The 596-nt window shown below is 46.0% G+C and carries 1 protein-coding gene; it reads right to left on the reverse strand.

Going from position 1 to position 596, the window contains the following annotated elements; translation table 11 throughout:
* A partial coding sequence (locus B3180_RS06255; protein WP_286843578.1) for an LON peptidase substrate-binding domain-containing protein occupies positions 1–596 on the reverse strand: 596 nt, incomplete at both ends.

Here is a 596-nt window from a genome sequence, read left to right on the forward strand (position 1 = left end):
TGTTTTTTGACGCGACTGCGAATACGTTTCTCAACCTGAAGGATATCAATTTCGCCTTCCATCAATGCCATCAGGTGCTCTATGCGCTCACGCACATCGGTAATTTCAAGAATGGCCTGCTTTTCTGCAAGTTTTAAAGGCATATGTGCCGCCATTGTGTCGGCCAGACGGTCACCGTCTTCAATACCCGATAACGACGTAAGTACTTCTGGCGGTATCTTTTTGTTCAGTTTCACATAGCCTTCAAACTGGTTCAGAGCCGAACGAATAAGTACTTCTTCCTCTTTTTCCGGTAACTCTTCTGCCGCCAAATAATGGATACTGGCCTTAAAGTACTCTTCATCATCCTGAAGTTCATCAAGCTGCGCACGCTGCTTACCTTCAACTAACACTTTCACAGTGCCATCAGGCAGCTTCAATAACTGTAAAACCGTAGCGACAGTACCCACCGGATAAATGTCATCATTGGTAGGCTCATCCACCGACGCATCTTTCTGTGCTGCTAAAAAGACTTGTTTATCCGCATCCATCGCCGCTTGTAAGCATCGAATCGATTTTTCCCGACCGACAAATAGCGGAATCACCATATGCGGGTA

The sequence above is a fragment of the Idiomarina sp. UBA4206 genome (assembly GCF_002383015.1).
Classification (GTDB): Bacteria; Pseudomonadota; Gammaproteobacteria; order Enterobacterales; family Alteromonadaceae; genus Idiomarina; species Idiomarina abyssalis.